Raw genomic sequence first — 24,999 nt, 5'->3', positions numbered from 1 at the left:
CATGCGCCTGACCCCCACCCAAATCGACACCATCAAAAGCACCATCCAAGCTGTGCTGGCGCAGCGTGCCGGTTTGGCATTTGCTGTGCTGGTGGGCAGTCGGGCTATGGGTACGGCGCATGAAGGCAGTGATTGGGACATCGCCATTCAATGGGCCAGAAGTACTTCGGCCACCGACAAATTGCTGACCACTGAACTGTTGCGCCAGGATTTGCGCCATGCCCTGCAAGTGCGCGAAAACCAAGTTGACCTGATTGATCTGGCCGATGCCCGCCTGGCCATGCGCGCCTTGGTGGCCGAAGAAGGCATTCCCCTGCACATTACGGATGACCTGGGCTGGGTTCGATTTTTGCAAAACACCTGGGCGCAACTCGAAGACAACCAATGGCGTAGCCAACATGCGGCTTGAGCTTTACCAACAAGAAACCGAGCGACTGGCCCGCGACCTGCAGGCCATGCTCGATGACGTGAGCCAACGCTTGCACAAACATCAAGCGCTTTCTGCCCTCGAGCAAGCGGGCGTCCTGCATGCTTTGCAGGTGCTGACAGAAAACGCCATCGGTAAAGCCAAATTGCTCATCAAGCAACGCCAGCAAATCGTGCCCGTCTCTGCATACGACGCATTTGCCCAACTGCACAGAGACCACGCCATTGACGATGACGCCATGCGTCATTGGACGGCCGCCATTGGCTTGCGCAACCGCGTCGTGCATGACTACCTCAATGTGGACATGACCGTCATCGAAACGCTGGTCAAAGAACGTCAATATCAGCTTCAAGTCCAATTTTTGTTGAAGCCGATTTTTTCTGCTTAAGCGACCATGCGCCTCACCCCCGCCCAAATCCACACCATCAAAAGCACCGCCCAAGCCGTGCTGGGTGAGGGCGCCCAAGTCACCTTGTTTGGCTCGCGGGTGGATGACACAGCCAAAGGCGGCGATGTGGATTTGATGGTTGAAGTCAAGCATCCTCTGGCAGAGCCCGCATTGATGTCTGCCCGCATTGCCAGCCGTGTTTCGCGTGCCATGCATGGGCGCAAAGTCGACGTGTTGCTCAAGGCGCCCAATTTGATGGAGCAAGCCATTCACCGAATTGCCATGCAACAAGGGGTTGCGCTGTGAGAGTTGCTGAAGGCCAGTGGGCGAGACTTCAGTTTTTGAGCCGTGTCACGCACAAAGAATGTCTTTATCTTCAGGAAACAGACCAACGCCTCTTTGCAGAGCCCATGACGCTAGAGAGTCTGCAAAAAATCGAAACAGATCCGCTGCTTGCCGAGCGACTGGATGCTTTTGTTGGGCGATTTGGGCGTCTGCAAGACAACCTGGGCGACAAACTGTTGCCCCAGCTGTTGGACGCCATGGCCGAAACAACGGGTGCAGCCATTGAAAATCTCGATCGGGCTGAAAAGCTCGGCTGGATCGACTCGGCAGACACTTGGTTGGAAATGCGCAAACTGCGCAACCAAATGGTTCATGAATACATCGAAGACATCAACATCCTGATCAGTGCCCTGAAAGCCGGTCACACCTTGGTGCCGGTGTTGATTGATGCCGCCAAACGACTGACCGACCAAATCAACAAGCTTGCTCGTTGAAGCGACCATGCGCCTGACCCCCGTCCAAATCCACACCATCAAAAGCACCACCCAAGCCGTGCTGGGTGAGGGCGTGCAGGTCACGCTGTTTGGCTCACGGGTGCACGACGCGCAAAAAGGCGGCGATGTCGACTTCTACGTCGAAACCAGCCAGCCCGATTTGATGAAAAAAATCCGCTGCAAAGTCAGCCTGCAAGACCAGCTCGATATGCCGGTGGACCTGATCGTCAAACCCTTTGGCGACCTCAGCCCCATCGCTCTGATCGCAAAACAAGAGGGCATTCGCTTGTGAGTGAGCACATCGCCCTGATCTGGAAAAAGCTGGACCACTTGGCCTGCATGCGCGACTACTTGAATACGAAGACGATCCAGCCGTACTTCATGAGTTCTTTGAGCAAATGATCCAGGCCGCACCGGAGCTTTTACGTTGGCACGAACAATTGACCGCCTTTTGCCAAGCCACTTATCGTGAGCATTGAGGCAAAGGACATGCCCTACACAGTCACCCCCACCCACATACCCGACCTGCTCATCCTCGAGCCCAAGGTTTTTGGCGATGCGCGGCGCATATTTTTTGAAAGAAGATTGGTGTGCATTGGCATAATATGCCAACATAACTGAAGGTAAAAGCCATGCCTACACGTAACGTTGTCCTGACAGAGCACCAAGCCACGCTGGTCGAGCAGCTGGTCAGCAGCGGGCGATACCAAAATGCCAGCGAAGTGCTGCGCGAAGGACTTCGGCTGGTCGAGCAGCGAGAAGCCGAAGACGCTTATCGCCTCGAAGCACTGCGAACAGCTGTGCAGACAGGCATTGCAGACATAGACGCTGGGCGATTCACCAGCTTCGATTCAGCGCAATCCTTGCGCGCGCACCTTCATTCACTGACCGGGAAAGTCACCAGGCCGACATGAGTCGAAACTGGGTCGTGCGGCTGACCCATCAAGCCGAATTAGACGTCTTGGACATCACCAAATGGACCACAGAGCAATTTGGTGCATTACAGGCCGACCAATACTTAGAAACAATTTCACTGGCACTTGAGGCACTGACAAATGGTCCTGAAACGCCCGTTGTCAAAAACAGAAATGAATTGGCACCAGGTATTTGTACATTGCACATTGCGAGCTACGGTCGGAAAGCAAGTCACTTTGTGGTTTTCAGAGTTTCAGAAGAACAAGTGCTGGACATCCTGCGAATTCTCCATGACCGAATGGACCTGAGCAGACACATCCCTGATTCGCAATTCCTGCCGCACTGAAAAGCCAGCGTCTGTTGTTACACCCATGCCCTACACCGTCACCCCCACCCACATCCCCGACCTGCTCATGCTTGAGGCCAGCTTTGCTGCCTAAGTTCAATTGAGTTTTGTCCTTTTTAAAAGGATAAAACTCATAAAATATGTCGTTTTCAGTAGCCCAAATAGACTCGGTGTACACGGAAAAAATTGTGGATGCCCAAACGCGCCCAATGCCCGTCATGACCCGGCGCGATGTCTGGTTGCCAAATGTGCCGGGCAAGGCGCTGGCCGTTATTGGCATGCGCCGGGCCGGCAAAACCACGAATTTGTGGCAGATCATGGCTCAGCGCGTACAAGCGGGTACACCGCGTGAAGGCCTGGTTTATTTCAGCTTTGAAGATGAACGCCTCGCAGGCCTGCAAGCATCCGATCTGGACCGGCTGGTGCAAACCTACTACCGGCTCCATCCAGATTGGCGCGACCAACGCCGAGCCGCTTTCTTTTTGGACGAGATACAGCTTGTGCCAGGCTGGGAAACATTTGCGCGCCGCTTGCTTGACTCCGAAAACATCGACCTCTACCTCTCGGGGTCCTCTGCGCGCATGCTCTCGCGCGAAGTGGCCAGCAGCATGCGAGGACGCGCCTTGGAGGCCACCGTTACCCCCTTCAGCTTTCGCGAAATGCTGCGCCATATCGGGCATGAACCCACGCAACAATGGCACAAACTCACCAAAGCCAGCCACTCACAAATTGCACACGACCTTGACCTGTACCTGGAGCAAGGCGGATTTCCCGAAGCACAAGGCTTGGACACACGCAGCCGCCACGCCCTGCTGCGCAATTACGTGGACGTGCTGCTCTTGCGCGACGTGATAGAGCGCCACAACCTCAGTCAGCCCCAGGTGCTGCGATGGATGGTGCAACAACTCCTTGGCAACGCTGCAGGCAGCTTCAGCATCAACAAATTCCATGCCGACCTCAAATCGCGTGGCGTTGCCGTGGGCAAAGACACGCTGCATCTGCTTTTGTCTTATCTGGAAGACGCGTTTTTACTCACCAGCATCAGCATCTGCAGCAGCTCGGTCCGACAAAAGCAAGTCAACCCCCGCAAGGTTTACCCCGTGGACACCGGGCTGATCGCCTTGTTTGACCGGTCCGGCAAAGCCAATACGGGCCACGCACTTGAATGTGCCGTCTTGCACCAACTCCTGCGCAACGGCGCAGAAGTGAGCTATGTCCACACGCCCAACGGGTTTGAGGTGGATTTTCATGCCCGCTATCCCGATGGGCACGAAGCGCTGATTCAAGTCTGTGCAGACATCAGCTCTCAGGACACCATGACGCGAGAAATCCGTGCGCTGCAAGACGCACGGCAGCAATTTCCTCAAGCACACGCACAACTGATTGTTCTGATGCCGCCACCCAGTGGCCTGGTCTGGCCGTCAGACATTGAACTCACCCTGGCCAGCGCCTGGCTGCTGAATGACCAAGTCAGCCACAGCAACTGATTCCTCACCCCATGCCCTACACCGTCACCCCCACCCACATCCCCGACCTGCTCATCCTTGAGCCCAAGGTCTTTGGCGATGCGCGGGGCTTCTTTTTTGAAAGCTTCAACCAGCAAGACTTCAACCAAGTAACTGGCCTCGATGTGAACTTTGTGCAAGACAACCACAGCCGCAGCGCCCAAGGCGTGTTGCGTGGCCTGCACTACCAGCTGCAGCAAGCCCAAGGCAAGCTGGTGCGCGTGGTGCGCGGCGCTGTGTTTGATGTGGCTGTGGACATCCGCAAAAGCTCCCCCACCTTTGGCCAATGGGCCGGGGTTGAGCTGACCGAAAACAACCACAAACAATTTTGGGTGCCACCGGGCTTCGCCCACGGCTTTGTTGTCCTGTCGGACACTGCAGACTTCTTGTACAAAACCACCGACTACTACGCCCCCGCCCACGAGCGCTGCATCGCCTGGAACGACCCGGCCATCGGCATCACCTGGCCCCAAGGCATGACGCCACAACTGTCGGCCAAAGACCAACTCGGTACAAGTCTTGCCCAAGCGCAACTCTTTGCCTGACCTCAACATGTTTCTCAAAGACTTAGCCCCCACAGTCGGTTTTGGCACCAGCGGCGTCCGCGCCCTGGTTTCAGACATGACCGGGCCCGTTGTGGCCACTTATGTGCGCGTTTTCATTCGGCACTTGCGACAAACCGGCCAACTGCTTGAAAGCACCCGCCACTGTGTGATCGGCTGGGACCTGCGCCCCAGCAGCCCTGCCATCGCCGCTGCCGTCTGTGCCGGCTTGCAACAAGAAGGTCTGCAGCCCGACTGGGCCGGCTGCCTGCCCACACCCGCGCTGGCTTTGCGCGCCTTGCAAACTGGCAGCCCCGGCATCATGGTCACGGGCAGCCACATCCCGTTTGACCGCAACGGCATCAAGTTTTATACCGCCCAAGGCGAAATCCTCAAGGCCGACGAAGTCGCCATGCAGGCCATCACGGTCGATGCCCTGGTGCCGCAAGACGGCCAACTGCCCAAACTGGCGGAATGTCTTGCACAAGTGCATGCGCAGCACGGCAGCAGCCCCGCACTGGCCGCCTATGTGGCCCGCTATACAAACCTCATGCCCGCACAAGCCCTGCAAGGCCTGCGCATTGGGGTCTACCAGCACAGCGCCGTGGGTCGCGACATGCTGACCCAACTGCTCAGCCAACTGGGGGCACAGGTCATCAGCCTTGGCCGCAGCGACCAGTTTGTCCCCATCGACACTGAAGCCGTCTCAGTGGCCGACGAAGCCATGGCCGCCGCTTGGTGCGCACAGCACCAACTGCACGCCGTGGTCTCTACCGACGGCGATGGCGATCGCCCTTGGGTCTGCGACGAACAAGGCCGCTTCATGCGTGGCGACGTGCTGGGCACACTCACGGCCCTGTGGCTGGGCGTGCAAACCGTAGTCACGCCAGTCAGCTCCAACACCGCGCTTGAAAAATCTGGCCGCTTTGGGCACACCCAACGCACCCGCATTGGCTCGCCCTATGTGATTGAAGCCATGCAAGCCCTGCAAGCCCAAGGCCACACCAGCGTGGCGGGTTTTGAGGCCAATGGCGGCTTCTTGCTCCAGACCCCACAAAAAGGCCTGCAGCCCCTGCCCACCCGCGACAGCACCTTGCCCATCCTGGCTGTGCTGGCCATGGCCCAGCACAATCAACATCCCTTATCTGCCTTGCCCGGGCTGCTGCCAGCGCGTTACACACAGGCAGACCGCATTCAAAACCTGCCCACCGCCCAAAGCCAGCAACTGATTGGCCAACTGGCGCAAGACCCAGCCGCGCTGCAATCTTTTGTGCAGTTCACCGGCTGCCAGGCTGTGCACACCGACTCAACCGACGGACTGCGCATCACCCTGGCCGACGACAGCATCATCCACCTGCGCCCCTCGGGCAACGCTCCCGAACTGCGTTGCTACACCGAAGCCAGCAGCCCCCAGCAGGCCCAGCAGTTGCTGACGGCAAGCCTGAACCAAATAAAAACAATCCTGAGCTAGACAAGCATGAAACTGATCTCAGTCGTTCTGTCCGGTGGTGCGGGCACCCGCCTTTGGCCCGCATCCCGTCAAGCCTATCCCAAGCCCTTCATGAAGCTCGGAGGCAGCGCCTTGCTCGAGCAAGCCATTGCCCGAGGCCAAGCCTGCGGCACCGACGAGGTGCTCATCGTCACCAACCAAGACCACCTGTTCCTCACGCAAAACCTGGTCGCTGAAATGGCCCAGCCCCCCCGCGTGAGCTACCTGCTCGAGCCCAAAGGCCGCAACACCGCCCCCGCCATTGCCCTGGCCGCACTGGCCGTGGCCCAGCAGCACGGGCGCGACGCCGTCATGCTGGTGCTGGCGGCAGACCACTTGATTCCGGACACCTCGGCCTTTGTGGCCAACGCCTTGCAAGCGGCTCGCCATGCCCAACAAGGCCAGCTGGTGGTTTTTGGCATCCAGCCCACAGGCCCCGAAACTGGATTTGGCTACATCGAAGTGGCCAAGGTCGGCGGCGAGACACAGCCTGTCATCCAATTTGTCGAAAAACCCAACCTGGCCACGGCCCAAGAATATTTGGCCACCGGCCGCTTTTACTGGAACAGCGGCATGTTCTGCTTTACCGCAGGCACCATGCTCGATGCTTTGGCCCAGCATTCAACCGAAGTGCTAACCGCCGCACAAAACGCTATGGCCAGCAGCCAAGCCCAAGCCGGGCAGGGCACCACAGTCGGGGCCACACAAAGCATCACCCGCTTTGATGCTCACGCCTTTGGCCTGCAGCCAGACATCAGCATCGACTACGCCGTCATGGAACGCGCCACCAACGTCACCCTGGTGCCCGCCAAGTTTGGCTGGAGCGACGTGGGCGCCTGGCCCGCGGTGGCCGCAGCCCACACCGCCGACGGCAATGGCAACACCATGGCCTGCGACGACCACATCGACTGGATCGACGTCAACACCAGCAACACCCATGTGCACATCGACACCCAAGGCCACAAGCAAGTGGTGGCCACAATCGGCATCCACAACGCCGTCATCGTGCACACGCCCGATGCCCTGCTGATTGCCGACAAAGGCCAAGCGCAAGACGTAAAGAAAGTAGTCGATGCCCTCAAGCAACGCCACATCGACAGCGCGCAATACCAAAGCACGGTGCTGCCCTCGTCGGTCAACCGGCCATGGGGCACCTACACCACGCTCAAAGAAGAAGGCGGCTACAAAGTCAAGCGCATCACGGTGCGCCCGGGTGAGAGGCTGAGCCTGCAATATCACCACCACCGCGCCGAGCATTGGACGGTGGTGCGCGGGCATGGCATCGTGCAAATTGGTGATGTGGAATACCCCACCGGGCCTGGAGAATACCGTTACATTCCCCTTAAAGAAAATCATCGGTTGAGTAACAATGGTGAAGAAGATCTTGTATTAATTGAGGTGCAAATAGGCGGTTATTTGGGTGAGGATGATATAGTTCGAATTTCTGATATTTATGGGCGTTAAATTAAAAATACGGCGTTAAAAATAAAATAAAAATTTAAAAATAAATAAGATTTCAAATGAAAAATAGAATTATAAAAAATTTATTATTAAAATCTTCATTGTATTATTTGGCGGCGGCTTTAAAATATTACATTGGCAATTCATTTGTTGCTTATTTTCCTTTTGAAATAATTCGTAAAATATTTTACAGGAATGTATTGGGGGTTAGTATTGGGCGTGAAACTCATATAAGTATGCGACTGTTTTTTACGGGTTATCACAATCGTTGTTTGGTTGAAATTGGAAATAATTGCGTCTTGAATCGGCAAATATATTTGGATGGACGTTCGGGTGTTTACATAGGAAATAATGTTAATATTTCCTTCCAGGCTTGTTTGTTGAGCTTGCATCATGATCATAATGATCCCGGTTTTGCTGCGACTGGTGCACCAATCATAATAAAAGATCATGCTTGGATCGGTGCTAGAGCAATTATATTGCCGGGAGTTACTATAGGTGAGGGCGCTGTAGTTGCTGCAGGTGCAGTTGTGACTCGGTCGGTCCCTGACTATGCGGTTGTCGGGGGGGTCCCTGCCAAAGTAATTGGTGAACGTTATCAGCACATTGCTTATAAAACAAGTTTCTCACCATTTTTTGATACTGACATATTCGATGAATCAAATGCTTAATTCGCTTAAGAAAAATCTTCTGATTTTTACATTATCGCCGCCACTTCCAGCTAACTCAGGTGCTCCGATATATATTACCAATACTCTATTGCCGCTAGCGGAAAAGTATAATTTATACCTGTACACAATTGGTGGTGAGGCGGAGATTGAACATATACGTAAGCATCAATCTGAATACAATCGTTATTTTAAAGATATTCATGTAGAAAATCGACCACTTATGCCTTCTCAAAAATGTATATGGGGGCAAGTGCTGCACAGTGTTCAGCATATTTTTCATGGGTTACCGTTTATGGACGCAAGTTACTACAGCAGGTCTGCAGTGCGCAATGCGAAGCGTTTTGTTCGGAAACATAAAATAGAGGCGATGGAGGTCCACTCCAGTCACTTGGCTTTTTTTAAAAAATTTCTACCAAAATTGCCTGCGGTAATGGTTAGTCATAATATCGAAACTGATATCTTTCCGTTTTGGGTTCCACAGCAATTGAACGGCTGGAAAAGGGCTGCGGTTGAATTTGTAGCGCGTATTAGTCGAAAAAATGCGCACCAAGTGGAGGTAGAGAATAAGTGGAATTTCGAGGTCTTGACTTTCATCTCTATGAGTGACATGAGTCGAGTTGGTACTGCGGCTGATAAACGTTACATACCTCTTTGTTTACCGGTAAAAAATGTCGACTACGCTGTCAAGACAGAGCCGCCAGTTAATCTACTGTGGATGGGGGGGTTCTGGTGGTATCCAAATGCTGAAGGGGTACTCTGGTTCATACGTGAAATTTTGCCAAGAGTGAAGGAACGGTTGACGGCGATGAATGTCTGTCTGCATTTTCTTGGAGCAGCGCCGCCAGATGAGCTCAAAGCGTTGCACGACGGGCAGAATATTTTGGTCCATGGATTTGTGGACTCGTTAGATGAGATGCTCGCGCAGACTCATCTGTTATTCGTGCCTTTGCTTTCTGGTGGTGGTGTGAGGGTCAAAATTCTTGAGGCTATGAGTAACGGAATTCCGGTTTTAAGTACTGGTAAAGGTTGTGAGGGTTTGGGGGCTACAGATGGTGTAGACGTTGTTGTTCGTGACACTGCTGCAGAGTTCGCGGAGGCGATGCTGCATCTTGTTAGTGATCGAGCGCTTCGTATTAATCTTTCGGATGCCGGAAAAAGTCTTCTTACTCGCAAATACAACTTGCAGTCATGCATTGACGAAAAAGAAAATATATACAAGAAATTATTTTCATTATCTTGAACGTGAAGGCATGCAAATAAAAAACCTCTTATGATTAAAACCTTTATTTTTGGCTTCACAAGTCTTCGAAAGAACAGAGAATTGATCTGGCAGCTAACAAGCCGAGAGATCAGTCAACGGTACAGTGGTTCATTTTTAGGGATTTTATGGTCATTCATTAATCCCCTGGCTCTGTTATTGGTCTACAGTTTCGTGTTTGGTACGGTGTTCAAGGCTCGTTGGGGTAGTGTATCGCCGATAAATCATGATTACACTCTTTTGCTTTTTATTGGTATGCTGGTCCACGGTTTGTTTGCCGAATGTGTGAGTAAGTCGGCGACGCTGATTGTGGCTAACAGCAACTACGTTAAGAAGGTCATTTTTCCATTAGAAATACTTCCTTGGACGATCATTGGTGCAGCTGTATTCCACTTTATTGCAGGCTTAATTACTTTCAGCGTCATACAGATTGCATTGGCAGGTAGTTTAAAGTGGACAATTTTGTATTTGCCATTAATTTTTGTGCCTTATATACTTTTTTTGGTAGGCTTGTCTTGGTTGGTTTCTGCGTTAGGTGTGTTTTTTCGCGATATTGTCCAGCTGGTCGGCATGGTTGTTGCCGTCATGATGTTCCTTTCACCAGTATTTTATTCAATAGATGCTGTACCTGAAGCTTTCAGATCCTACATGCTTGCTAATCCACTGACCTTGGTGATTGAGCAGGCGCGACAAGTTATCATATATGGTTCGCCGCCCGATTTTCAATCTGTATTAATCATCACACTTGTTGGTATTCTTACCTATGGCCTTGGCTTGTGGTTCTTTAACAAAACACGTAAGGGGTTTGGTGATGTCCTCTGATGATGTACTGCTAGAGGTGAGGGGACTGTCGAAATGCTTTCAAATCTATGACAAGCCCTCGCACCGTTTCATGCAGTTTGTTTTGCCGCGTTTACAGCGTGCATTTGGGCTTCGTCAGAGCGTGTTCATGCACGATTTCTGGGCTCTTCATGATGTTTCATTTAGGATACGCCGTGGAGAGACAGTCGGTATCATTGGCAGAAATGGATCAGGCAAATCGACATTGCTGCAGATGGTCTGCAGCACGCTGACCCCAACAAGCGGTGAGGTATCTATCAATGGCCGTATTGCGGCACTGCTAGAACTCGGTGCAGGCTTCAATCCAGAGTTCTCTGGACGTGATAACGTGTTTCTTGCCGGTAGCATTGCGGGCATTTCTCAGCAAGAGATGCGCAACCGTTTCTCAGACATTGAGGCATTTGCAGACATTGGCGAGTTCATTAACCAGCCAGTTAAGACGTACTCATCGGGTATGTTTGTTCGATTAGCATTTGCTACTGCCATTCATACGTCACCAGACATTTTGGTTGTGGATGAGGCCCTAGCTGTTGGTGATACAGCCTTCCAAACCAAATGTCTGACCCGCATTCGAGAGCTCCAACGCCTTGGTGTCACTATCTTGCTGGTTACCCATTCCACCAATACTTTGATTGAGTACTGCGACCGCGCCATCTATCTCCGGCGGGGTGTTTTGGTTCAAGACGGCATCTGCAAAGATGTGGTGAAGCAATATGCCAATGACCTCGTCGAGGAGGAGGGGGGAGTCGCGCTGGATGAAGGGGTGCCACAAGATTCAGTATCTGAAATTGAGGTCGATCAGGGGTGCTCTAAGGGCATCGCTATTAACAATGTTGAAATTCTTGATATTAGTGGACAGCCAAGAAAAACTTTTGAACATGGGGATAGCTTCACAGTTAAAGTTACTCTTTTAGTGCATAACCCTGTAGAGGCGCCTTGCTTTGGCATGCAGATTAAAAGTGTCGATGACATAGTCCTGTGGAGCGCGACTACGCAGCAAATGAACATCTCGCTGGGCTGTCTGAAAGCAGGGGACTTTACCGTCACTTGGTCTTTAAATGCAAATTTTGGAGGTAATCGATATGTACTAGCCATCGGTGTTGGCGATATCGATAATGGTGAATATAAGCGTCACGTCAGACTCCCTTATGCCGGGTATATAGATATAGTTCCTCAGGAAAATTGTGGCTCTGGCTGGCTTTCTCCTAACCCTTCTGTATCCTTGATTAAATCGTAAAAATAAAGGAACTGATATGAAAAAAAATCTTAAAGTGATCATATGTGGTTGGTATGGTGCAACCAACATTGGTGATGAGTTGTTATTAGGATTGATGTTTGAATGGATCCATGAAATCGGTGGTGAATTAACAATTATTAGCCTAAACCCTGAGGTCACTGCCAGAAAGTATGGGACACACGTAGTTGATTTTGATAATCTTGGAGAAATTGCTCAAGCACTGTCGGATAGTGACTTGTTCGTCATGGGGGGCGGCGGGATTTTTCAAGACCATAGTCCATTTAATTTCGACGGACTCTATGATTCAATAAAAGTGGATGTTGCCAGATATGCACGCCCCTTTTACATGGCACGTCAGTTTGGCGTTAGGACATTAATCCTGGCGCACGGAGTAGGACCTTTAAACAGTACCCAGTCGCGTGAAATCGTGCGCGACGTGTTTAGTTTGGTTGATGCTGTATCTTTGCGTGACGAGCAAAGTGCCGTGCTACTTAAAAACATTGGAGTCGAGCGAGAGCTACAAGTCGCAGCTGATCCAGGCTGGTCAGCCGCTAGTCAATTGCTCCATAGCGCCAAGAATCTAAATGTGTCTATAGATAATAAGGAAAAGAAGGTACTTGCTCTAATAGTACGGGAGTGGTGGAAGGATGCAGGCTGGGAGGATAAGTTGATAGACGCAGTCAACAGACAACTGCCTGACGACTGGACTTGTCAATGGTTCGCCTTTCAGCATGCTGTAGACGAAAATCGCGCGAGTTCTGACAAACCATTTTTGGATCGTCTAACTTCATCATTAGACACGCGAATTCAAAGTGAAATTGTAGTTTGCAGCGATGTTGAGCAAACGTTTGCAGATATCGGTCGATGTGATGCTGTGGTGTCTATGCGGTTGCACGGAAGTATTCTGTCGTTGGCTTTAAACAAACCCTGTGCATTCCTCGAATACGACGACAAAATGACGCAAGCGCATAATATGGCAAATATTCCGCCCGAGTTGCGTATTAAGTTGACAGCGCCACATGGTTCTTATCAAGAATTGTTTGCTCAGCTATTCAGTGGTAAATCGAATTGGCGACTTTCTCCGATGGTCCTGAATTCATTGCAAACATCCGCGCTTGAGCATCGACAACTGTTAGTCGATTCGATGGCGCACGCTGCAGGGCAGATTAAGGATAAATGGAAAAGCAATGATTTCGATTGGTTGGGTGCTTGGCTGCAGAATTTGATTTGGCAGCGGCAGACTTTGCTACGTGCAAATGGCAAAGCCAATGATTTGTTGCTTTATCGCGATTTTCAAATTAATCAACGTGATATTCAATATAAAGAGAGGAAAATTAAATATGATGGTTTGCTGCAAGATCAGATAAGTAATGGTCGGAATTATGAAAAAATCATTGAAAATCTTCGGTCGCAAATAGATGAAAAAAATTCTTATATCCAAGATAAGGAAATATATATTTCGCAGCTAATAATTAAAAATAATTCTCAGAATTTATACATTCAAAATCTTCGGTCGCAAATAGATGAAAAAAATTCTTATATCCAAGATAAGGAAATATATATTTCGCAGCTAATAATTAAAAATAGTTCTCAGAATTTATACATTCTTGACAAGGAAGTGTATATCGCGAAACTCAATCAGGAAATTGAGCGTAGAAATGCCGAATTAGGAGAAAAAATGAAGAGGAAAATACTGACTTTTTCCCAGAAGGTAAAGCGGGCGATTTATCTGTACCAAAACGGAGGACTTCGTGCCCTTATATCTACCATTCGTATGCGTAGACGAGTCCGTCAAGCTCAGTTGCATAATGATCGGTTGAGTAACAATCAAACTTTCGCCATTGGACCTGGTATTGCACCTCTGTATGTGGATAGACTTGAAGAAGCAGCACAGCTGCGTTCTGAAGAGATTGTTATTGTTGCAAGTCACCCTTTCTCTTGGATGGCGGAGCACCACCGTGCGGGTCAATTAGCCAGAGCTGCAATTGGTGCCGGACATCGTGTCGTTTACGTCAGCGCAGGGGTCGATGCGGAAATGCAAATACCGGCTGGTATGCTATTTCTTCACTTGGAAGGCTTGGATTTAGAGGCTCTATTCAACCGAATTTCGCAGAATGCAGTAATTATCAACTTTGTTGTGGATCAAACCGTCCTGCCGATCATTGAATTCGCTCGAATTAAAGGGTTACGCGTTAATCTAGATGTTTGCGGTAAAGGGGGTAATTTACAGATTATGAATACCCCTTTGTTTGATAAATTAGCTTCGTTTGCCAATAAAATTTGCTTTGCTGATGATAGTGATGGGCAGTTTCTGAAAGGTAAAGGTTATGACGTGATGTATTTGCCAACGGCAGTTAGTCACACTTTTTTTGACCCTTATCGTGAGTATGCGCAACCTGCTCAATTTAAAAATGATTCTCGCGACAAGGCTATCGTTTTCGCCCCCGATGGAGAGGGACTAATAGACTGGAAATATTTGACGCGCACAGCTGAATTAAACCCAGGTGTTGCTTTTTATCTGCTTGGGCTGACTAATTACTCGGATCCTCTTCCAGTTAATATAGTCATGTTGACGAATGAATACCTAAACCAAGTAAATGCATTTATTGCTTTTAGTGAATTTGTGCTGGCCCCGGTAATTCCGATGTCAACAGCTGCAGATGCGGTTTTGCAAGGAATCATAGCTGGTGGTTTTCTAGGAAAACCGGTTATCTCATCGCAACCGCTAATGCTCGAGAATTTGCAAAACTTGATTCATTTACCTGTGCCGGAATATCTCGGAAGCCTTGCGAACCGTTTTTCAGAGGTAAGTTCAAATGAATTGTTTGTCGCTAAAAACGCATGCCTTGCACGTCTAGAGTCTTTGATATCATTTCAAAAACGTAAAGATGTCAGTGTGGTTATTTTGATTCACAACAATGTTCGAATTATTGGGCGATGTTTGGAAACACTATTGCATCACTGTGGCGCTTTTATCCATGAAGTTATTGTAGTAGACAATGCTAGTGTTGATGGTGGAGCAGAGTTTGTTGAAATGCATTATCCGCAGGTGAAACTAATACGTAACCCAGAAAACGGATGTTCATCGGGACGTAATCTCGGTGTCAAGCATTCGACGGGTAAGTATCTCGCATTTTTCGATAGTGACCAGTGGTTTACTGGTGGTTCCGGTTTTGCTGAGGCACTTGCGATTCTTGAAAACAATGACAATGTTGGTGTAATTGGATGGAATGCTGGTTGGTTTGATTCTACTCGCACCGATCTTGGTGGCATGATCGCTGATTATTGTCCTAACCGTGCAATGAATTCGCAGGCGATCCGAATCGGTTTTCGCTCTGATATTGGTTTCCTTGGAACAAGTGGGTTTTTCATGCGCAGTGTAACCTTTGATGCAATTGAAGGTTTTGATACTTATTATGACCCTACATGTTTTGAAGATACAGATCTGTGTTTTCAAATCCGTGCGCTTAAAATGGATGTATCGTTTCGCGATTTATCAGGAATCAGGCATCAACCGCATCAGACCACTGGAGCAGATAGCGGCAGTGATAAGTATCGAAAATTATTTTTGAGAAATGCAAATTATTTCAAAGAAAAATGGAAGGCCTATCCTGATTTTTATTTGGACTATAAAATTTAAAAATTGTTTTTCGTATTAAATGGTTTAAAATAAAAACTTATATTAAGTTGTGGAATGATTAAAAGAAATATATTGTGCGTTATTGGTACTAGACCGGAAGCAATAAAAATGGCGCCTGTGATTTTGGCATTACGAAGAGAAATATGGGCCAATGTTCGGGTTCTCGCTACTGCCCAGCACAGGCATATGCTTGATCAAGTCAATGAATTCTTCGGAATCACACCAGAAATTGATTTGAACATCATGCGCCCTAACCAGGCGCTTACAGCCTTGACGGCACGTCTATTGCTTGGACTTGATGATGTGTTGCTTGCTGAGAAACCAGATGCTGTCTTGGTGCAAGGGGACACAACGACGGTCATGACGGTAGCCTTGGCATGCTTTTATCAGCGCATCCCAATTGGGCACGTCGAGGCTGGTCTGCGTACTTGGGATATCCAAAACCCATTTCCAGAGGAGGCAAATCGTGTGATTACTGGAAAACTTGCCAAATGGCACTGGGCTCCAACTGAAGGATCACGGAAGAACCTGCTTAAGGATGGTGTACCCAACGAAAACATTATTGTTACAGGCAATACGGTTATTGATGCTTTACTGATGACAGCATCCCGTGATTTGGCGCTAGGCGTTGAGTTGGATCCAGCTAAACGATTGGTATTGGTTACTTCGCACCGTCGTGAAAACTTTGGTGTGCCTTTCCGTAACATATGCCGTGCCTTGCAAACATTGGCCATTAACAATCCTGAAGTCCAGTTTCTCTACCCTGTGCATCCCAACCCAAACGTGAAGGATGTTGCTTATGAGTTTTTGGCTGATGTGCCCAATTTCATTTTGTGTGAGCCATTAGACTATGCGCCGTTCATTTCCGCGATGAAATGTGCCTACATTATCTTGACCGATTCTGGTGGTGTTCAAGAGGAGGCTCCTGCCTTAGGTAAGCCGGTGCTTGTATTGCGAGAAGAGACAGAGCGACCTGAGGCCGTTGAAGAAGGGGTTGTTAAACTGGTTGGGTCAAACTATGAACGTATTGTTCAAGAGGCACAGAAGCTGCTTGATAATGAAGATGCCTATAGAGCTATGGCTCACGGTGTTTCACCGTACGGAGATGGCAAAGCTGCAGGTCGAATTGTTGAGACTTTGCGTGAACATTTTTTACATTCAGTGTTTTAAAAATTTTGATGCGTAATTAATATTCATGCTATTGATTTTGCGCGCGTTGCCAGTTGGTGCTGATTCAAGAGCTTTGAGATGGGCAGCAATATATTCCTCGCAGAAGGTTCTATGGGGGAGCTGGGGTAGTCGTGCTCCTGAATATCGAGCAACAAATATTATTCAGCATCGTCCCAAGGCTGGATTTTTCAGCTTTGTTGTTTCATATCCGATATTTATTGTTTTGTGTTTTTTCTATGCGTGGAAAAACTTGAGGCGGGGGGATACGCTTTTATGCATAGACCTTGAAACAATCATCACGGGTTTTTGGGCTGCGAAGTTGCGTGGTGCGAGAATACACTTTGATGTAGCTGACCCATTTTACTTGGCCAAACCAGTGCCATTCAAATTTCTTTGGCGCTGGATAGAACGCTTTTACATGCGCAAAGCAGATCTTGTGACGTCACCACATGCTTCCAGGTTTGCACTTTTTTTCGATCAAATGCCGCCACATGCTTTGGTCGTTGAAAATGTTCCAGATATAAGGATTCGTACATGTAACCGTAACTTTATTCAAACGAAGGGGGATAACAATTCTTTGACTTTTGGATATTTCGGAACGTTGGAATCGCATCGCGGACTAGAGGACTTGATGACACTTGTATCAAGGCATGCTAATACGAGATTAGTCATTGGTGGCCGTGGTCCATTGTCCAGAGCAATCGCTAATAAGGCCAGCGCTTGTTCACGAATCAATTTTGTAGGTGCGTTCACACCAGCTGATTTACCTTCTCTGGTGTCTGATGTTGATGCTTATTGCTCGCTCTACTACGCAAGCAAGCCACTTCATAAGTTTGCTTCACCAAACAAATATTTTGAACATCTAGCATTGGGCCTACCAGTGCTTATGTCGGCGAATACTCCCTATGCCCAGGACGTGTTGATGAATCAGACCGGTTGGGTTGTCGATGATGGTCTTGAATCATTAGAGGCTTGGTACCACAAGTATCACAATGATTCGCTGGCGTTTTATCAAGCAGCTGAGCGTGCAAGTAACTTGTGGGCTGATCGCTACGCTGGCTGGTTAGCAGAACAGAAAAAAATCTTTGAACAAATGGACACTAAGTTGTGAGATGCTGAGTGTTGGCGTTGTTATCCCTACTCACAATCCTGGCGATTTCTGGCCATTGTGCTTAACTGCTTTGAGCATGCAGCAGGCAGCGATGTTGGCTCCGGTACATGGCTTGGTGGTGGACTCCAGTTCCAGCGATGGCACTGACTTTACCAGTCTGCCCGCAGGCTTTGGTTGGCTGCAGATTGCGGCTTCAGACTTCAACCACGGCAGCACACGCAATCTGGCCATGACGCATTTGCCATCAGATCTTGATGTGGTGGTCTTCATGACGCAAGACGCTCTGCTGGTTGATCCGCAGGCTTTGTCTCGCTTGGTGTCGGTGTTTTCTGACCCTGCCGTAGCATGTGCTTATGGTCGCCAATTGCCGCATGCCAACGCCACTCCAGTGGCTGCCCATGCGCGTTTTTTCAACTACCCCAGCCATTCGCGCAGTGTCAGCTTGGCCGACAAATCCCATTTGGGCCTCAAGGCTTGTTTCTTGTCCAATTCGTTTGCGGCTTACCGTGTGGCCGATCTACAGGCGGTGGGGGGCTTCCCGTCAGATGTCATTTTGGGCGAAGACATGTCGGTCGCGGCCCGTTTGCTCATGGCGGGCAAATCGGTGGCTTATGTGGCCGATGCCTGTGCCCACCATTCGCACAATTACAGCGTGATGCAAGAGTTCCGTCGGTATTTCGACACCGGCGTCTTTCATGCACGCAGCCCTTGGATTTTGGCCGAGTTCGGTTCTGCCGGCGGCGAGGGTTTGCGCTTTGTGCGATCCGAGCTGGCCTATCTGTGGGGCCATGCACCGTGGTGGATTCCGTCAGCGCTGGTGCGCACGGCGGCCAAGCTGATCGGTTACCGCCTGGGTCGTTTGGAGTCTCGTTGGCCTTTGTGGTTCAAGCGCTGGTGCAGCATGCACAAGGGGTACTGGGGATGAGCCGTTGAGCCAGATGATGGTGGAGGCAGCTCTGCAGCGCAATCAGGTGGGGTTCTCGTTTTAAGATGCCCAAGCTTTACGATTATTTTGGTGTCGTGGTCAACGGGATTGTGCAGCAGATAACCTATTCTCATATGGCGGGGCGTGCACCATTGCCGACTGCTCAGCAGCGTTACTTTGAAGAGTTGGTGGAATCGCGCGCAGGCGCTATAGTTGACAAATGGATTGACTTCTTTGTGTTGAACAAACCAGTTCAATCAGAGACCATTTCACGGAGAATCAAATGAACACCAATATGACCTTGAACATCATGGATGCCATCTTGATGGATGGGTATCGAATTGCGTTGACGTTTGATGATGGGAAGCAGCAAACGGTTGATTTCAAACCTTTTTTGGTTTCATCTCACCATCCTGAGGTGCGGGCATTCCTCGATCCTGATCGATTTGCACAATTTGAGTTGCGCCATGGTGAATTGGTTTGGGGTGACTATGATTTGTGTTTTCCGATCATGGATCTTTATAACAACACCTTTCTGCACCATGGTGTGCATTTGGCTGCGGCATGAAGCAAAAGATTCTTCTCACTGATGCGGCCGGTTGTACCGGCCTTTTTTAAGTCTGCCGCTCATGCTGAATGCGTGTAAGTTACCGCCTGGGGCGTTTGGAGTCTCGTTGGCCTTTGTGGTTCAAGCGCTGGTGCAGCATGCACAAGGGGTACTGGGGATGAGCTGTCAAGAGCAGTGATTGACGTGGTAAGGAATATTCCTTACCATCGAAGCCTATACAGGAGCCAGACATGTTGACACTTCATGAAGTAGCCACCATCACCAGCAAAGGCCAGATCACGCTGCCCAAGGCCATTCGCAATGCTTTGGGAGTGGGCTCTGGCGGATCGGTGGCGTTTGATCTGCAGGGGACGCAGATTGTGGTGACACGGGCCGACAGCGGTTTTCATGAGGACCCAGCCATTGGCAGTTTTCTCGCACTGTTATTGTCAGATATTCAAAACGGCCGCCACATATCGGGTTTGCCGGAAGATTTGGCGCAGTCCATGCTGGCCAGTTTGCCTCTTGCTGGCGATCTGGACTCGGACATCGAAGGTGATGTCGAGTTGTAATGCAAAGTCACGGTTGGAACCTGCTCTTTCACGATTGTTTGATCGAGCAACTTAAGAAGTTGCAAGCAGCGGCGCAGCGTGCTCAATCGCAAGACCCGCAGGGCGACGAGTCCAATGCCAACGTGAGGTTGTTCTCGGCACTCTCCAGGTTAATTTTGGAGTCAGTCCCCAGTGACCCCAATCGTGAAGAATATCGGCAGGGCAATACGATGGGGGCCGATTACCGGCATTGGCGCCGCGCCAAAATTGGCCGACGATTTCGTTTGTTTTTTCGTTTTGACTCAAAGTCTCGCGTGATCATTTTTGCCTGGGTCAATGACGAAATGACTTTGCGTTCGTCGGGCAGCAAAAATGATCCATACGCCGTCTTTCAGCGCATGCTGGGGCGAGGTCACCCACCAGACGATTGGGGTGCACTCTTGTCGGGCAGTAAAGCGCAATGGAATTGATGGCGACACTGTTGCTTCATGAGCAAAATAGATCGGTCATCTTCTGGGGCGTTTGGAGTATCGTTGGCCTTTGTGGTTCAAGCGCTGGTGCAGCATGGACAATGGGTTTTGGGGTTAATTCGACTGGTCTTGTTAGAATTCGGAAGATGGAGCTTAACCACTTACAAGGAAAATGCGATGGCTGATTTGCTTTTGCGAGCCTTGGTCAAGGCTAGCCATGCTCTGCACAATCCATTTGCAATGAACCAAGGCTATGTATTGCCTCAGCGTGGGGATGGGCGTCGTGACTGGCAGCGTGTGGCAGGTGATTTTGATGTGGTTTCAAAAGATTTAAAAAAGATCGCAAACAGGGAGCTCAAGGAGCATGGCCGGTAAGCAAACTCGTCTTCATGCTCGGCAAGGTGAGGTTGCCGTGTCACACACCACAACAGATTCTCCGCTGCTGCCTGTTGAGCAAATTGAACGTCTTCAACAGATTGCGCCTGGAAGGGTAGATTGGGTCTTTGATCAGACCCAGTTGGAGTCGGAACACCGCAGACGAGAAATGACGCGCGTGAACACCCTGGTTTTTGTGGAGCGCATGGCTGGTTTGATTTTCGCGTTGGTGATAGCGGTCCTCGGTTTAGGGTTAGCAACTTACTTGGCTCTAAACGATAAGCAGTTGGTTGCCTCAGTGATTGGTGGTGCAACTTTGGTAGGTCTGGTTGTAGCCTTTGTCGGTGGGAAACGTTCTCAGGACAAAAAGCCTTGACTACATCGGATGGTTGTCAACCCAAAACCAAAATTTTTCAATGGTCGGCTTAACCGGCCATTTTTTTCGATGGGTTCATCTCTTTTCTATGTTCCATGCATCTCATTGAAAACTGGCGTCGCCTGAGCCCACTGCAGATTCGCCTGACCAAGGGCGTGTTGTTGGCAGCCGATGTGGCCGCCATGTTGTGGTCGGGCTTGATGGCGGCGGTGCTGGCTGATGCGTGGAGTGATTCGCTTGAGAAGCATTGGCTGGTGACGCAAGACATTCAGCGCTATTGGGCTTGGTTGGCCGTGGTGGGGCTGGGCCTGGTGTTCTTTTTAGTGCGCTTTAGGCATTACAGCGACCGCAAGCCTTTTTGGACTGAGCTGGGCGAGACGCTGCAGGTTTTCTTGGTGTTGGCGGTGTTGGATTTGGCTGTGCTGGCCCTGACGCGTTGGAATTCGTCGCGCCTATGGTGGGCGCTGGTGTGGCCTTTGGCGGCGGTGTTTGTGCCGGTGCTGCGCAGTTTGGCGCGGACCTTCATGCGGCGCCTGGAGGTGTGGCAGCGGCCCACGCTGATTGTGGGCAATGGCCCCAATGCGCAAGAGGCCGTGGCCGCATTGCAAAGCGAGCCGACTTTGGGCTTTACGGTGGTGGGTTTTGTGGACATGGCCCATGCATCCGCTGATGCCGCCGCGCAGCTGGCCCAGTGGGCCAAAGTGCCGGGGGTGCAGTTTGTGCTGGCGCTGGAGCATGGCCAAAACGATTTGCGCGAAGACCTGCTGCGCATGCTGGCCCGCTGGAAGGCCGAAGACGTGAGCGTGGTGCCTGCCATGCGCGGTGTGCCTTTGTTTGGCACCGACATTTCGTATTTCTTTTCTCACGAAGTGGCCATGCTCAAGCTGCGCAACAACTTACGTTATTGGCCTGCACGTTTGCTTAAGCGCGTGTTTGACTTGGTGGCTGCCCTGGTGCTGCTGTTGGTTGGAGCTTTGCCATTGCTCTACATCTCCTTGCGAATCAGGCGCGATGGAGGCCCGGCCATTTTTGCGCACAAGCGGGTGGGGCAATCGGGGAAGGTGTTTCCGTGCTTCAAGTTCCGCACCATGCAGGTGGATGCCGAAGAGCGCTTGCGTGAATTGCTGGCCAACGACCCTGCCGCTCGGGCCGAGTGGGAGCGTGAGTTCAAGCTTCGCAATGATCCACGCATCACGCCCATTGGTCAGTTTTTGCGCCGCACCAGTTTGGATGAGTTGCCGCAGTTGTTCAATGTGATCCGGGGCGAGATGAGTCTGGTGGGGCCGCGCCCTGTCATCCGTGCAGAGTTGGCGCGTTATGGTGATGATGTGGATTATTTTTTGATGGTGCGACCGGGAATGACAGGTCTTTGGCAAGTCAGTGGTCGCAATGATGTGGACTATGACACTCGGGTGTATCTGGATACGTGGTACGTCAAGAATTGGTCGCTGTGGTACGACATTGCGATTTTGTTCAAAACGTTCCGGGTGGTTTTTAGTCGCAATGGGGCCTATTGAGGGCGAATTTGATGCAAACGATGTTGTTCTGGTTTCCACCCCTTTATTTCTTTGGCTTGATCCTGATTCCAGGCATGGCAGAGGTAGGCTTGCTGTGCTTGTCGCTCTTGGGGCTTGGTGTTGTGCTTCGCCCTGAGGCGCGTGAGTCTTTCAAATGGGGCACGGCAGCAGACACATCGTTGGCTTTGGCTTTTACGTCTGTGTTTCTTTTTAAAGTGTTGACCATGTTGTGGGCCAATGAGCCCGGTTTAGCGCTGCGCAATGCCTTGTGGCATGTTCATTTTTTGCTGTGGCCACTGGCATTGCTGGGTTTGCATAAGTGTGGTGCGTTGCAAAAATACATTGATCGAGGCATCAGTTTGTCCTTGATGATTGTGGCGCTTTGGTTTTTGGTGGGGGCTGCTACGGGATGGCCCTGGCTGGCGTTTGAGGATGCGGGGACAACACATCCAGGGATATTGGCGCAGGAAACATTGGTGTTGGGCATTTGGATGTTGCTGGCCTTGACGAGGCCCGTAGAGGCTGGCGGCACGGATCGCATGTGGCATGTCTTGGGGGTATGCGCTGCACCTGTGGTGTTGATTGCTTCGGGCAGGCGTTTGGAGTTGCTTGGCTACTTGATGTTGCTGCCCCTGTTTTTGCTGATTCGCTTTCGCAGCAAAGTGTCAACGCTTCGCCTTGTTTTGGCCTTGCTTGTGTTTGTGGCGGTGGCTGCGGCGCTGGTTTATGTCCGGCGAGAAAAATTCTTGTTGGGCTTCAGTGAGTTGAGCCAATATTTTGCCGAGCGAGAACTCCGTCCAGAGGTTGTTTTGTCGTCCTGGGGCGCCCGTCTGGAGATGTACAGAGTCGGCATTATGGGATTTTTGGACCATCCGATCTTGGGCATGAGTGCTGGTGTTCGGCCCTATTTGTTGACCGAGTACAACATTTTGTCGCGCCAAGATTTTGGGCACCGCCATTTCCATTCGCAATTGCTTCAAACCTTGATCGAGGGTGGTTTGTTGGGCTTGGTGCTGATGGTCAGCGTCATGGTGCATTCAATCCGCTTGCTCATCATCAAGGCTTGGTCAGTTGCGAGAGAGCCCGCGTTGTTGGCTCTTGCGCTGTACTTGGGCTACATGATTGAAGGCGCTTTCAGTGCCGCTTTGACGTACGGTGAAGCCAATGCCATGTTTGTGGTGGCTTCGGCGTGGTTGTGGTTGCAGATTCGTAAAAGCGTGAATTGATAATTCTTAGAGATTCTGTGCGTAATCAGGAAAAAAAGGCGACAAGGGTCGCCTTTTTTTATGCGCTTTAAAATAAGCTCGACTGCTGCCAGCTCGGCGGGCGGCCTTTTTATTTGAATAACTATGCTTACCCAGCCTGTTTTTGTTACCCAGCCTTATTTGCCACCGCTGGAGGAGTTCATTCCCTACCTTCAGTCTATTTGGGACAACAAGATTTTGACCAATGGTGGCGCTTTTCATCAGCAGCTAGAGCAGGCGCTGAGGTCGCATTTGGGCGTTGAGCAAGTTGCACTTTTTTCTAACGGGACTCTGGGGCTGATCACGGCACTGCAGGCCTTGCGCGTGACAGGCGATGTCATCACTACGCCGTATTCCTTTGTTGCGACATCTCACTCTTTGCTCTGGCATGGCAACAGACCCGTATTTGTAGATGTGGAGCCCCACACGCTCAATATGGACCCAGCACGCATCGAAGCCGCGATCACGCCGCAGACGACAGCCATCCTGGCGGTGCATTGCTATGGCAATCCTTGCGACGTGCAGGCAATCCAAAAGATCGCTGATAACTACAACTTGCGTGTGATTTATGACGCTTGTCATGCTTTTGGTGTCGAGGACGAGGGCGGCAGCATCTTGCGTCATGGCGACTTGTCGGTGCTGAGCTTTCACGCCACCAAGGTGTTCAATACTTTTGAAGGTGGCGCGATCGTTTGCCCAGATGCCAAAACCAAGCAACGTATTGATCACCTGAAGAACTTTGGTTTTGTGGATGAAGTGACTGTCGTGGCTCCGGGCATCAATGGCAAGATGAGTGAAGTCAATGCGGCATTCGGCTTGCTTCAGCTCAAGCACATGGACACGGTCATGCGGCGACGTGCAGAGGTGGATGCGGTTTACCGTGCTCAATTGGCGGATGTGCCAGGCTTGCAAATTTTGCCCAAAGGCAATCAGACGGTGTCAAACCATTCCTACTTTCCAGTACTGGTGACGCCTGAGTTCAAGGTCTCTCGCGATGCTTTGTATGAGCACCTCAAGGTCAACGGTGTGAACGCCCGTCGCTATTTCTATCCTTTGATTTCTGACTTCCCGATGTACCGTGGGTTGCCATCTGCTGGCCGCGATAACTTGCCCGTGGCCGCCCGTGCTGCAGACCAAGTGCTGTGCCTGCCGATCTACCCTGCGCTGACTGCAGAACAGCAGCAACGGGTGGTGGATTTGATCAAGAGTGCCTGA

At 50.6% G+C, this 24,999-nt stretch carries 28 protein-coding genes; all 28 read left to right on the top strand.

The features are described 5' to 3' along the window. The first annotated feature begins 1 nt into the window (after nt 1). The 28 genes from B9Z51_RS09635 to B9Z51_RS09495 all read left to right on the top strand — a co-directional run bounded on the left by B9Z51_RS09635 (nt 2) and on the right by B9Z51_RS09495 (nt 24,999). Nucleotides 2-409: a nucleotidyltransferase family protein gene (locus tag B9Z51_RS09635; protein ID WP_108374025.1), complete on the top strand. Its 408-nt coding sequence runs from the start codon at nt 2-4 to the stop codon at nt 407-409. Further along, complete coding sequence (locus B9Z51_RS09630; RefSeq protein ID WP_108374023.1) at nt 399-815, top strand: DUF86 domain-containing protein; 417 nt, start codon at nt 399-401, stop codon at nt 813-815. The genes B9Z51_RS09635 and B9Z51_RS09630 overlap by 11 nt, the downstream gene beginning before the upstream one ends. A 6-nt stretch (nt 816-821) precedes the next feature. Next, nucleotides 822-1,121, top strand: coding sequence for a nucleotidyltransferase domain-containing protein (locus B9Z51_RS09625; protein WP_108374021.1), 300 nt, complete (start codon nt 822-824; stop codon nt 1,119-1,121). 104 nt (nt 1,122-1,225) lie between these two features. Beyond that, nucleotides 1,226-1,594, top strand: a complete 369-nt coding sequence (locus B9Z51_RS09620) for a hypothetical protein (protein ID WP_199227498.1) — start codon at nt 1,226-1,228, stop codon at nt 1,592-1,594. A gap of 7 nt (nt 1,595-1,601) precedes the next feature. After that, the gene (locus B9Z51_RS09615; protein ID WP_108374917.1) at nt 1,602-1,886 is read left to right on the top strand and encodes a nucleotidyltransferase domain-containing protein; all 285 of its coding nucleotides are present in this window, start codon (nt 1,602-1,604) and stop codon (nt 1,884-1,886) included. A 340-nt stretch (nt 1,887-2,226) separates the two neighbouring features. Continuing rightward, nucleotides 2,227-2,508, top strand: coding sequence for a type II toxin-antitoxin system ParD family antitoxin (locus B9Z51_RS09605; RefSeq protein ID WP_108374017.1), 282 nt, complete (start codon nt 2,227-2,229; stop codon nt 2,506-2,508). Then, nucleotides 2,505-2,855, top strand: a complete 351-nt coding sequence (locus B9Z51_RS09600; RefSeq protein WP_108374015.1) for a type II toxin-antitoxin system RelE/ParE family toxin — start codon at nt 2,505-2,507, stop codon at nt 2,853-2,855. The genes B9Z51_RS09605 and B9Z51_RS09600 overlap by 4 nt, the downstream gene beginning before the upstream one ends. A 218-nt stretch (nt 2,856-3,073) precedes the next feature. Then, a complete protein-coding gene (locus B9Z51_RS09595) occupies nt 3,074-4,342 on the top strand; it encodes an ATP-binding protein (protein WP_233254895.1) in 1,269 nt (422 codons plus the stop codon). Nucleotides 4,343-4,353: 11 nt separating this feature from the next. After that, nucleotides 4,354-4,905, top strand: coding sequence for a dTDP-4-dehydrorhamnose 3,5-epimerase (rfbC, locus tag B9Z51_RS09590; RefSeq protein WP_108374011.1), 552 nt, complete (start codon nt 4,354-4,356; stop codon nt 4,903-4,905). 7 nt (nt 4,906-4,912) lie between these two features. Beyond that, on the top strand, nt 4,913-6,373 hold the full coding sequence (locus B9Z51_RS09585; RefSeq protein ID WP_108374915.1) for a phosphomannomutase: 1,461 nt from the start codon (nt 4,913-4,915) through the stop codon (nt 6,371-6,373). Between the two features lie 6 nt (nt 6,374-6,379). Then, a complete protein-coding gene (locus tag B9Z51_RS09580; RefSeq protein ID WP_108374009.1) occupies nt 6,380-7,855 on the top strand; it encodes a mannose-1-phosphate guanylyltransferase/mannose-6-phosphate isomerase in 1,476 nt (491 codons plus the stop codon). Between the two features lie 56 nt (nt 7,856-7,911). Continuing rightward, nucleotides 7,912-8,523: a DapH/DapD/GlmU-related protein gene (locus B9Z51_RS09575; protein WP_108374007.1), complete on the top strand. Its 612-nt coding sequence runs from the start codon at nt 7,912-7,914 to the stop codon at nt 8,521-8,523. After that, on the top strand, nt 8,507-9,763 hold the full coding sequence (locus B9Z51_RS09570) for a glycosyltransferase (RefSeq protein ID WP_233254894.1): 1,257 nt from the start codon (nt 8,507-8,509) through the stop codon (nt 9,761-9,763). The genes B9Z51_RS09575 and B9Z51_RS09570 overlap by 17 nt, the downstream gene beginning before the upstream one ends. 30 nt (nt 9,764-9,793) lie before the next feature. Continuing rightward, nucleotides 9,794-10,603: an ABC transporter permease gene (locus B9Z51_RS09565; protein WP_108374003.1), complete on the top strand. Its 810-nt coding sequence runs from the start codon at nt 9,794-9,796 to the stop codon at nt 10,601-10,603. Then, nucleotides 10,593-11,858: an ABC transporter ATP-binding protein gene (locus B9Z51_RS09560; protein WP_108374001.1), complete on the top strand. Its 1,266-nt coding sequence runs from the start codon at nt 10,593-10,595 to the stop codon at nt 11,856-11,858. Before B9Z51_RS09565 ends, B9Z51_RS09560 begins: the two co-directional genes overlap by 11 nt. Nucleotides 11,859-11,874: 16 nt before the next feature. Then, the gene (locus B9Z51_RS09555) at nt 11,875-15,498 is read left to right on the top strand and encodes a polysaccharide pyruvyl transferase family protein (protein ID WP_108373999.1); all 3,624 of its coding nucleotides are present in this window, start codon (nt 11,875-11,877) and stop codon (nt 15,496-15,498) included. 54 nt (nt 15,499-15,552) lie between these two features. Then, the gene (wecB, locus tag B9Z51_RS09550) at nt 15,553-16,668 is read left to right on the top strand and encodes a non-hydrolyzing UDP-N-acetylglucosamine 2-epimerase (RefSeq protein WP_108373997.1); all 1,116 of its coding nucleotides are present in this window, start codon (nt 15,553-15,555) and stop codon (nt 16,666-16,668) included. 25 nt (nt 16,669-16,693) lie between these two features. Then, complete coding sequence (locus tag B9Z51_RS09545) at nt 16,694-17,779, top strand: glycosyltransferase (protein ID WP_108373995.1); 1,086 nt, start codon at nt 16,694-16,696, stop codon at nt 17,777-17,779. Nucleotide 17,780: 1 nt separating this feature from the next. After that, nucleotides 17,781-18,704, top strand: coding sequence for a glycosyltransferase family 2 protein (locus B9Z51_RS09540; RefSeq protein ID WP_233254893.1), 924 nt, complete (start codon nt 17,781-17,783; stop codon nt 18,702-18,704). A gap of 65 nt (nt 18,705-18,769) precedes the next feature. Next, a complete protein-coding gene (locus B9Z51_RS09535; RefSeq protein WP_108373993.1) occupies nt 18,770-18,991 on the top strand; it encodes a hypothetical protein in 222 nt (73 codons plus the stop codon). Next, on the top strand, nt 18,988-19,272 hold the full coding sequence (locus B9Z51_RS09530) for a DUF2442 domain-containing protein (RefSeq protein ID WP_108373991.1): 285 nt from the start codon (nt 18,988-18,990) through the stop codon (nt 19,270-19,272). The genes B9Z51_RS09535 and B9Z51_RS09530 overlap by 4 nt, the downstream gene beginning before the upstream one ends. A 230-nt stretch (nt 19,273-19,502) precedes the next feature. Then, entirely contained in the window at nt 19,503-19,823 is a 321-nt protein-coding gene (locus tag B9Z51_RS09525; RefSeq protein ID WP_108373989.1) for a type II toxin-antitoxin system PrlF family antitoxin, read from the top strand. Next, entirely contained in the window at nt 19,823-20,272 is a 450-nt protein-coding gene (locus B9Z51_RS09520) for a type II toxin-antitoxin system YhaV family toxin (RefSeq protein WP_108373987.1), read from the top strand. Before B9Z51_RS09525 ends, B9Z51_RS09520 begins: the two co-directional genes overlap by 1 nt. Nucleotides 20,273-20,290: 18 nt before the next feature. Next, the gene (locus B9Z51_RS09515) at nt 20,291-20,647 is read left to right on the top strand and encodes a hypothetical protein (RefSeq protein WP_108373985.1); all 357 of its coding nucleotides are present in this window, start codon (nt 20,291-20,293) and stop codon (nt 20,645-20,647) included. Next, a complete protein-coding gene (locus B9Z51_RS09510; protein ID WP_108373983.1) occupies nt 20,637-21,023 on the top strand; it encodes a hypothetical protein in 387 nt (128 codons plus the stop codon). The genes B9Z51_RS09515 and B9Z51_RS09510 overlap by 11 nt, the downstream gene beginning before the upstream one ends. Before the next feature lie 95 nt (nt 21,024-21,118). Then, nucleotides 21,119-22,540: an undecaprenyl-phosphate galactose phosphotransferase WbaP gene (gene wbaP, locus B9Z51_RS09505; RefSeq protein WP_108373981.1), complete on the top strand. Its 1,422-nt coding sequence runs from the start codon at nt 21,119-21,121 to the stop codon at nt 22,538-22,540. Between the two features lie 224 nt (nt 22,541-22,764). Then, nucleotides 22,765-23,766, top strand: a complete 1,002-nt coding sequence (locus tag B9Z51_RS09500; protein ID WP_158272863.1) for an O-antigen ligase — start codon at nt 22,765-22,767, stop codon at nt 23,764-23,766. 123 nt (nt 23,767-23,889) lie between these two features. Further along, the gene (locus B9Z51_RS09495) at nt 23,890-24,999 is read left to right on the top strand and encodes a DegT/DnrJ/EryC1/StrS aminotransferase family protein (RefSeq protein WP_108373977.1); all 1,110 of its coding nucleotides are present in this window, start codon (nt 23,890-23,892) and stop codon (nt 24,997-24,999) included.

The organism is Limnohabitans sp. T6-5, assembly GCF_003063315.1.
In the GTDB taxonomy this organism is placed as follows: Bacteria; Pseudomonadota; Gammaproteobacteria; order Burkholderiales; family Burkholderiaceae_C; genus Limnohabitans_A.
This window is presented reverse-complemented; position numbering and strand designations above follow the sequence as displayed.